General features: G+C 68.6%; 5 protein-coding genes and 2 pseudogenes. 4 read left to right on the top strand and 3 right to left on the bottom strand.

Annotation, left to right across the window (positions count from 1 at the left end; genetic code table 11):
* Positions 1–119 precede the first annotated feature (119 nt).
* Positions 120–2531, bottom strand: coding sequence for an ADP-ribosyltransferase domain-containing protein (locus ACFW2E_RS27645; RefSeq protein WP_384469779.1), 2412 nt, complete (start codon positions 2529–2531; stop codon positions 120–122).
* 174 nt (positions 2532–2705) lie between these two features.
* Between ACFW2E_RS27645 and ACFW2E_RS27640 the strand changes: the two genes are divergently transcribed.
* The 3 genes and pseudogenes from ACFW2E_RS27640 to ACFW2E_RS27630 all read left to right on the top strand — a co-directional run.
* The gene (locus ACFW2E_RS27640; RefSeq protein WP_384469778.1) at positions 2706–2993 is read left to right on the top strand and encodes a hypothetical protein; all 288 of its coding nucleotides are present in this window, start codon (positions 2706–2708) and stop codon (positions 2991–2993) included.
* A 196-nt stretch (positions 2994–3189) separates the two neighbouring features.
* Positions 3190–4551, top strand: a complete 1362-nt coding sequence (locus ACFW2E_RS27635) for a hypothetical protein (RefSeq protein ID WP_384469777.1) — start codon at positions 3190–3192, stop codon at positions 4549–4551.
* 11 nt (positions 4552–4562) lie between these two features.
* A pseudogene (locus tag ACFW2E_RS27630) lies at positions 4563–4873 on the top strand (hypothetical protein); the annotation flags it as partial.
* Between the two features lie 176 nt (positions 4874–5049).
* Here the strand turns inward: ACFW2E_RS27630 and ACFW2E_RS27625 are convergent.
* The gene (locus ACFW2E_RS27625; protein WP_384469776.1) at positions 5050–5355 is read right to left on the bottom strand and encodes a hypothetical protein; all 306 of its coding nucleotides are present in this window, start codon (positions 5353–5355) and stop codon (positions 5050–5052) included.
* A 451-nt stretch (positions 5356–5806) separates the two neighbouring features.
* Between ACFW2E_RS27625 and ACFW2E_RS27620 the strand changes: the two genes are divergently transcribed.
* Positions 5807–6691 carry an alkaline phosphatase family protein gene (locus ACFW2E_RS27620; protein WP_384469775.1) on the top strand — a complete coding sequence of 295 codons (885 nt, stop codon included), beginning with the start codon at positions 5807–5809 and terminating at the stop codon, positions 6689–6691.
* Positions 6692–7080: 389 nt separating this feature from the next.
* On the opposite strand, the pseudogene ACFW2E_RS27615 reads toward ACFW2E_RS27620, so the two are convergent.
* Positions 7081–7230: pseudogene (locus ACFW2E_RS27615) on the bottom strand (ATP-binding protein); the annotation flags it as partial.
* Positions 7231–7353: the final 123 nt, after the last annotated feature.

Genomic DNA, 7353 nt, shown 5'->3' with positions numbered 1-7353 from the left:
GGGGGGCCGGGGGGCGGGGCGGGGGGGCGCGGGGCGGCGGGGCGCCCCGCCGCGCGGCGCCCCCCGCGCCCCCCCCCCCCCCCCCCCACGACCGTGGCCCCCGTGGAACGGGGGGCGGTTCAGGACACCACGGGAGCGGCGTCCGTGACCTCGCTCAGCCGGATCGTGCACAGCCCGCGGGGCTCGCTCTTTACCTCCGTCACCTTGAGCTGGGTACCCGGCGTAAGGATGTATTCCTCCTCGCCGGTGAAGGCGGAGAAGCTCTTGATCCCGACCGCCCGGGCCGGTGTCACCTCGAAGAGGGTCCGCCTGCCGCGACTGCCCAAGAACGCCCTGGCCACCTTCAGCTCGGAGGTACACGAGGAGACGCCCCACCAGGTCACCGCTCGTCCCACCGGGTACTGCGCCCGAAGGTCCAGCGACACCCCGCGCCACAACGGCTGCGTGTAGGTCGGCAGCTCCGAGACCGCCGAGAACAGCAGCCGCAGGTACGGCAGGTAGGGCGTGACCCTGGTGCGGTCGGGGGAGCGCAGAACGCTGTTGATCTCGCGGTAGAAGGCTGACTCACAGGTGTAGAGGTGGAGCGCGGCGATCGCGTCGGCGGACAGGCCGTCGCCAGCCGTCCGGTCCGCACGCTGCTTGCCGAAGTCGTGGGAGCGCTGGATGTGCCTGGCGAGCCCGGACAGTGCTGCGGAGACCGGGGCGACGGCGTCCTGGAAGTCCATCAGCGGGGTGTCGAAGACACCGGTGATCGCGGGCAGGACCAGGCCCTCGTCCTTGACGCTGGTGAGGCGCTCCAGGTACAGCTGGTGCAGATTCATGGTCGACTCGATGAAAGCGCCCATGCGCGCCGAGACACCCCCGTCCGCACCGCCCGAGCCGGCCGCCGGCTCGTTCCACCCCTTGCTCGGCAGCCAGTCGATGCCGTCGGCGCCCAGCGAGGTCAGGGCGCTGTTGACCTGGGCGAAGTGGTCGCCCTCGCAGAAGATGTCGCCCTGTGCCGCCGGGTTCGCGTGGTCGAGGTGCCGGACGTCGACGTCCGGGTACTTCTGCTGGAGCCGCAGGACGACCCGCTTCAGGCTGCGGGCGTGCGCCCCCCACCACGCGAACACGACCCCGCGGTCCTCCTCGGTCGCGTCCTGCTTGGCCTTGAGGATCTCCTCGACGATCCGCTCGGCGACCGGCCGCCAGAACGCCGTGTGCTGGTCGGCACCCATCGCCCCGTCGCCGCTCGCGGTCAGCGACGCGTTCAGCAGGAGCACGCCCTGCGTCAGCATCGCCTGGAACCACTCCGGCGGCTGGACCGTGTCCCGCTCCTTCAGCAGCGCCCGCACGTCGGCGATCGGGGTCTTCTTGGCGATGCCGTACTTCCACATCGCCGCCGCCTTGATGAGGCACCGGATGCTGACGACCCGGCCGAACTGGCTGTCCTTCCAGTCGCTGAAGGTGTTGTCGAACATGGCAATGCCGGTGGCGCTCTCCGGCCGCGGGTACGGGTTCTGACCGAAGACCACGACCCTCCACTTGTGCGGCGGGTTCGGCTTGAGCGCCTGGAACGTCAGCTCGCGGACCGGGACCACCTCGTGGCTGCGGCCCTTCCCGATGAACCGTGCGGCGTCCGGCTGCGCCTCGATGACCGGCTTCAGCAGCGGGAGCCAGGCCTCCCCGCCGCCGTCGAAGAGCTCGGTCAGGGCGAGGGGGTCGTTCGCATCGGGCTGGGCCTGCGGCGGCTGACCGAGAGCCGGGACGCCGGTCGTCGATCCGGCCATGGCAGAGGTGCTTTCGCTCGTCGTGGCAGAAGAAGAGGAGGGGGCGGCGGAGGGAGCGGGAGCAGCAGTTTCGGGCGCCGACGCGGGGGCGACGGGCGTGACGGCTGTCGGCGGCACGATGCGCACCCGCTGGTCGACGGGCGCGTTCTCGATCCCGTGGAGCTGGGAGATGATTGTGGACCGCAGCTCGTCGTCGTCCTCGAACCAGTGGTCGTGGAAGAGCGTGTAGCCGGTCCACATCAGATTGGCGCACACCCGGGCCGGCACCTGGCCGGTCTGCGCCCCCATCCCGACCAGCGCCACGGACCGGATGCTGCCAGGCTTCTTCCGGTTCTGCCGGTGGACGGCCTGGAAAGCGGCCGCGCACGCCAGCGCCACGTTCAGCGTGGCACTCACGTCCTGCGAGGACCGCACCATAGTCGGCGTCGATATCAGGTACCGGGGGACGGTCGCGCCGGACGGGACGCAGACCGCGCTGCCTACCGGCATGGGTCCGGCGAACCGGTCGCGGATCGCCCGCTGGACGCGCACCTGGATGCCAGCCCCCAGATGCCGCTTGATGACGGCGTCGACCCCGCCGTCCATCCGGCCCCGGGAGTTCGTGGGGGTGACCCAGGCGTCGACGTCCTTGTCGAGGATCGAGCCCTTGCGGATCTCGATGCCGGGGGTGTCGGCGAAGGCGGCGCGCCACGCCTCCACCACACGCTCGTTGACGTCCGTCAGCACCACCCTGAGCGCGGGCAGCACACTGCTCTCGGTCATCGTCCACTCCTGTCGTGCAACAGCGGTTCCAAGACCTCGAACGTATCGCCCACCACTGACAACGCAGCCCCGACAAGGAGCCAGTGACCTGCCGTCATGCTCCGGTGAAGGTTGGGCTAGGAGGTGCCGGATCGGTCAGCCCTGGGTCAGAACCGGCTGGAGAGGGTTGCTGGTGTGCACATCTTCGTGAATCACCCCGGCGCGGACAGAGCCGCCCTCGGCGCGAACATCTACATTGCCGCCAACGGCCAGGCCACCCGGCCCGGCGGTCACGTCCCCTTGCGGGACGTGCTGCACGAGCAGGCTCCGCAACTCGGCGGCGGCCTGCCTACGCTCAAGCTCGTTCAAATTTTCCAGTACGGCCCCGAGAGGGTGACTGTCATGCGCACCGGTGTCACGCACCCTGATCCGGCTGTCACGCTGTCGATGCGGCGCAGAAAACGGGCCCGACTCCTGGATTAGGGCCACCTCGCAGATCAGCGTGACACTCTCCCAGTCCGGTTACGGTCCGCAGCCGACGACCGATTCAGCGGGTGTCCTGTCGCAACGAAGTCTGACGAGTCTCATCGAAGTCCGACTGGCAAGCGTTCGTCTCATCGGAGTTTGACCACAGCGGGGCGCGGGCCGTTGTCAGAGGTGGGGGCTAGGGTGCGCTGCCGTGGACGCTGCTGATCTTGACTACCGGGTCCGGACGTTGTCCGGCTGCATTCCGCCGCTGCTGGTCTCACGGCTTCTTGAGCTGGGCCATGTGGTGGAGGTGGAGTTCCAGGCCGGGCGTGGGGAGTGGTTCTGCGCGCGGGAGTGGGCACGCCTGCTCGGCGGGCAGGGCCGGCAGGCAGAGGCGCTGGAGGCGCTCGCTCCCTATGTCGCGTCGGGCTGGTGGCCGGCCACCCGGGCTGAGGCGGAGCTGCTGGAGGACTGGGGGCGAGTGGAGGAGGCGATCGAGCGAGCCCGACCGTACGCGCAGGCGGGAGACCGGCTGGCACTGGAGTTCTTCGCACGTCTGCTGGCCCGCCACGACCGTGGCGGCGAGGCGTTCACCCTTCTGAGGGCCGGGATCGACGACTGGTTCCTCGCCGACTGTCTAGTCGACATCGCTGAGGGCGCGGGCCTGGACGAGGACGCAGCGGCGTTGTTGGAGGGCCGGGTCGAGGCGGTCTCCGCTTGTGGCGATCCCGACTGCGACAACCGGCGGACCGAGCCGTTCAACGCCGTCGGACTGCTGGCCGCGATCCGGGAGCGCCAGGGCCGCGTCGAGGACGCGATCGCCCTGCTGCACACCCGCAACATCACCTCCGTCAACGGCCGTGACCAGTTGGCCGACCTGCTGGCGAGGCACGACCGGATCGAGGAACTGCGCGCGTACGCGGCGGCCGAGTACCACGGGCACGCCGCGCGGCGCCTTGCCGAGGCGCTGGAGGAGCGCGGTGACTTGGAAGGCGCCATCGACGTGTACCGGCGGCCGGGCGACTCTCCAGCCCGCCAATGTCACGGTGCTGTGCTCCTGTCCGAGCTCCTGGCCCGGCACGGGAGGGGCGACGAGGCGATCGAGGTGATGCGCACACTTGCGGAGTCGTCCGGCGGCGGGGAGGACTGGATGGTCGACACACTGTGCACTCTGTACGCCGACCACGACCGCGCCCACGACGGCCTGGCCTACCTCGATGCCCTCAAGGCGCGCCGCGACGGTGAGGAGGAGTGGGACTTCTTCAGGATGAGGCTTCCGCTCATGGCCGGTTGCGGCCTGCTCGACGAGGCAATCGAGCAGGCGCGGGCGCATCCCGAAGGCGACACCTGGTACGCGGCCTGGAGCGTTGCCGACCTGCTGGCAGGGGCCGGCCGCGCGGAGGAAGCTGTCGCCGTCCTCGAACAGCACCTGCCCTCCAACAGTTCCCTCCTCGCCCGGCACCTCATCGACCTCGGTCGTATCAAGGACGCCGTGGGAGTTCTTCAAGAACCGAGGACCAAACCGGCCGAACTTGTCTGGAGTGGCACCTTCTCCACCGAACCTCCGTTCTGACACTGCTGACGAAGGAGCGCACCTGGTCCGTCTGACGCGGTTATCAGCAGGTCACCCACCTCACCGGTGTCTCCACGGGTACGCAGAGCAAGGGGACCACGGTCTACGGCATGAACGGCGACCGCGTTCTCGGCCCGGACGGCAAGACCCCTGACCCCGACAAGCGCAGACGGTCAAGGTCGCCGGGATCAAGGCCGAAGAGATCACCGACTCCGAGCCCTATGCGGGATTCACCCGTGAAACGGTCACCTACAACGGCGCGACCGAGGTCGGCGGCAGCATCAGCGACCCGTGGTCGAAGCGGACCGCGACGCAGCACAAGTTTGGTTATGTGCATGACTTCGGGCTCTGGTCCACTCCTTGTGGTCGCGTACTCAGCGTGACGGTCGATCTGAGCGTGACAGCGGTCAAGGGCACCCGAGAACCGTTCGGCTGGAGAGACACCTCATGCAGCGAAGGAGTCGAGCGGCCTCGGTTCTAAGCATCCCACAAAGCTCTCTACTGCCCACCGTCAACAACGACGGGTGCAGAGCCATCGTCGGGGAAGAAGGTGTCGGCGATCCGGACGAGCTCGGCGTCGCTCAGCTGAGGCGGTCTCCAGCCGCGACCTTGTGCGTGGTCGACGAATCGGGCGTCCAGGGGAACGTGGTAGTGCTCGACGTAGTGCGCCAGGTCCGTGTACCAGAACCACTCACCGTCAGTGAGGAGATGCAGGCCGCCGATCAGCTCGTTCCTGGGGCTGAGAACGTCGTGGACTCCTGAGGTGGTCGCGGCCCCCGCGCACAATGCGCCGAAGTTCCTCATGAGACGCGCGTTGCATGCGAGCGCGAACGCAGCACGGCAAGTTCGCAATGGCCGAGGGTGTTCGCGCGGGCCGCCCCAGCCGATGACGCAGACGCAGGGAGGCTCACCGAGGAATCTCCACATCTCACCACCGAACCTCCATGCGGATCTGCGCCGCGTGGCAACACGTCGGCGGATTCGGCCAGTTCGTCTCATGACTACGTTGCAGCCCAAGCTCCGTCCGCGCTGCGGGGGCCGGTTCCGATGCGGGGCTCGGGTGTTCTGGGGCAACCCTCCGGAAGGTGAATACAGGGGATGAATGAGCCCTCGGCAGCCAACGGCTGTTTGACGGGTTTTCACCGCCAGTCACCTGAATGCCCTGACTCAGGCACTCTAGTCTCCTATCGCCTGATCAGAAAGGACCTGATCAGTGGACAACCTCCCCGCTATCCGCTCACACAGGAGGTCCACCGTGTCCTTGCTGTCCCGCGTCAAGCGCTCGCGCCGGGCGCTCTCCCTGGTCACCGCCCTCCCCGCCGCACTGGTCGGGGTGTGGGTCGCCGCCCCGGCCGCGCAGGCCGCCGCTCTTCCCGCCCCCGACCACGTGGTCGTCGTCGTGTTCGAGAACCACTCCTACGAGCAGGTCATCGGCAGCACGAGCGCCCCGTACCTGAACAACACGCTGAAGGCCGGTGGCGGCAACCTCACCAACTCGTTCGCCATCACTCACCCCAGCCAGCCGAACTACCTGGACCTCTTCTCCGGGAACAACCAGGGCATCACCAACGACAACTGCTACACCCCGCAGTTCAGCAGCGCCGCGAACCTCGGCTCCGAGCTCATCGCCGCCGGCAAGAGCTGGGGCAGCTACAACGAGGGCCTGCCCTCCCAGGGCTCCACGGTGTGCACCAACTCCGCCACCAAGTACGCCCGTAAGCACAACCCCTGGTTCGCCTTCAGCAACGTCCCGCTGAACACCGCGCACACCTTCGCGCAGTTCCCGACGGACTACACGACCCTGCCCAAGGTCTCGTTCGTCGTCCCGAACCTCTGCAACGACATGCACGACTGCTCCATCTCCACGGGTGACACCTGGCTGCAGAACAACCTCAGCGCCTACGCCACCTGGGCCCAGACGCACAACAGCATCCTGGCCGTCACCTTCGACGAGGACGACAGCTCGCACAGCAACCACATAGCCACCGTGTTCTACGGTGCGCACGTCGCGCCGGGCAGCTCCACCTCGACGCACTACAACCACTACGACACGCTGCGCACCCTTGAGGACCTAGCCGGGCTGACGACCCACGCCGGGGCCGCGGCCAATGCCTCCGACATCACCGGCATCTGGAACTGACCTCGGGTCGGGCTTCACACAAGGCCGTCCCTCGGCGATGAAACAGCATCAAGACCGCCGCCTCCCAGGAGACGGCGGTCCCGCCGTACCGGGTGGCCCAACTGCCGCAAGGCCGCCCGTGGTCGGGCCTCCGGTCTGCGCGCGGTTGGGCACGGCGGGCGCGAAGGAAGATCACTACTATGCATGAGTGCTCTCGTACGACGAGTTGACTTCACCGGAGCGTGAGCTGTGGGACGCGTTCCCCGATGGACACCGCGTGGACCTGCGCACGGGTGTGCCCGATGATGATCGTGTCACCGAAGGTAGCCAGTGGGGCCCCGGTCGGACGGTTCGTGCCGCGGTGATTGCGGCGCTGCTCTGGGGTGTGAACGCCGTGCAGCCAGGCGCCGGATGTTGCTGGTCACCGCGATTGAGCGGCGTTCGTATGCGGCGTCGATGATCCGGTAGAACGCTTCGGCGGCGTCCTCGCCGACCGGAAGCAGGCCGACGTCGTCGATCACGATCAGATAGGGCCGGGTGATACGGGCGGCCGCGCGGGCGGGGGGGGCCGGGGGCGGGCGGCCGCCCCGCGCGGTTGGGGGGGGGGTGAATCCCGGCGGCGCGGGGGGGCGCGGGCCCCGCGGGGGGGGGGACACCTCGCTCGCACTTCGCTCCTGCCAGGG

Origin of the sequence: Streptomyces sp. NPDC058964, from assembly GCF_042741275.1 — a bacterium.
Classification (GTDB): domain Bacteria; phylum Actinomycetota; class Actinomycetes; order Streptomycetales; family Streptomycetaceae; genus Streptomyces.
This window is presented reverse-complemented; position numbering and strand designations above follow the sequence as displayed.

What these genes read in the sequence shown, in the direction of transcription:
- ACFW2E_RS27625 (WP_384469776.1), bottom strand. Translation starts at nt 5,355, where the DNA reads ATGAGGAACTTCGGCGCATTGTGCGCGGGGGCCGCGACCACCTCAGGA.
- ACFW2E_RS27645 (WP_384469779.1), bottom strand. Translation starts at nt 2,531, where the DNA reads ATGACCGAGAGCAGTGTGCTGCCCGCGCTCAGGGTGGTGCTGACGGAC.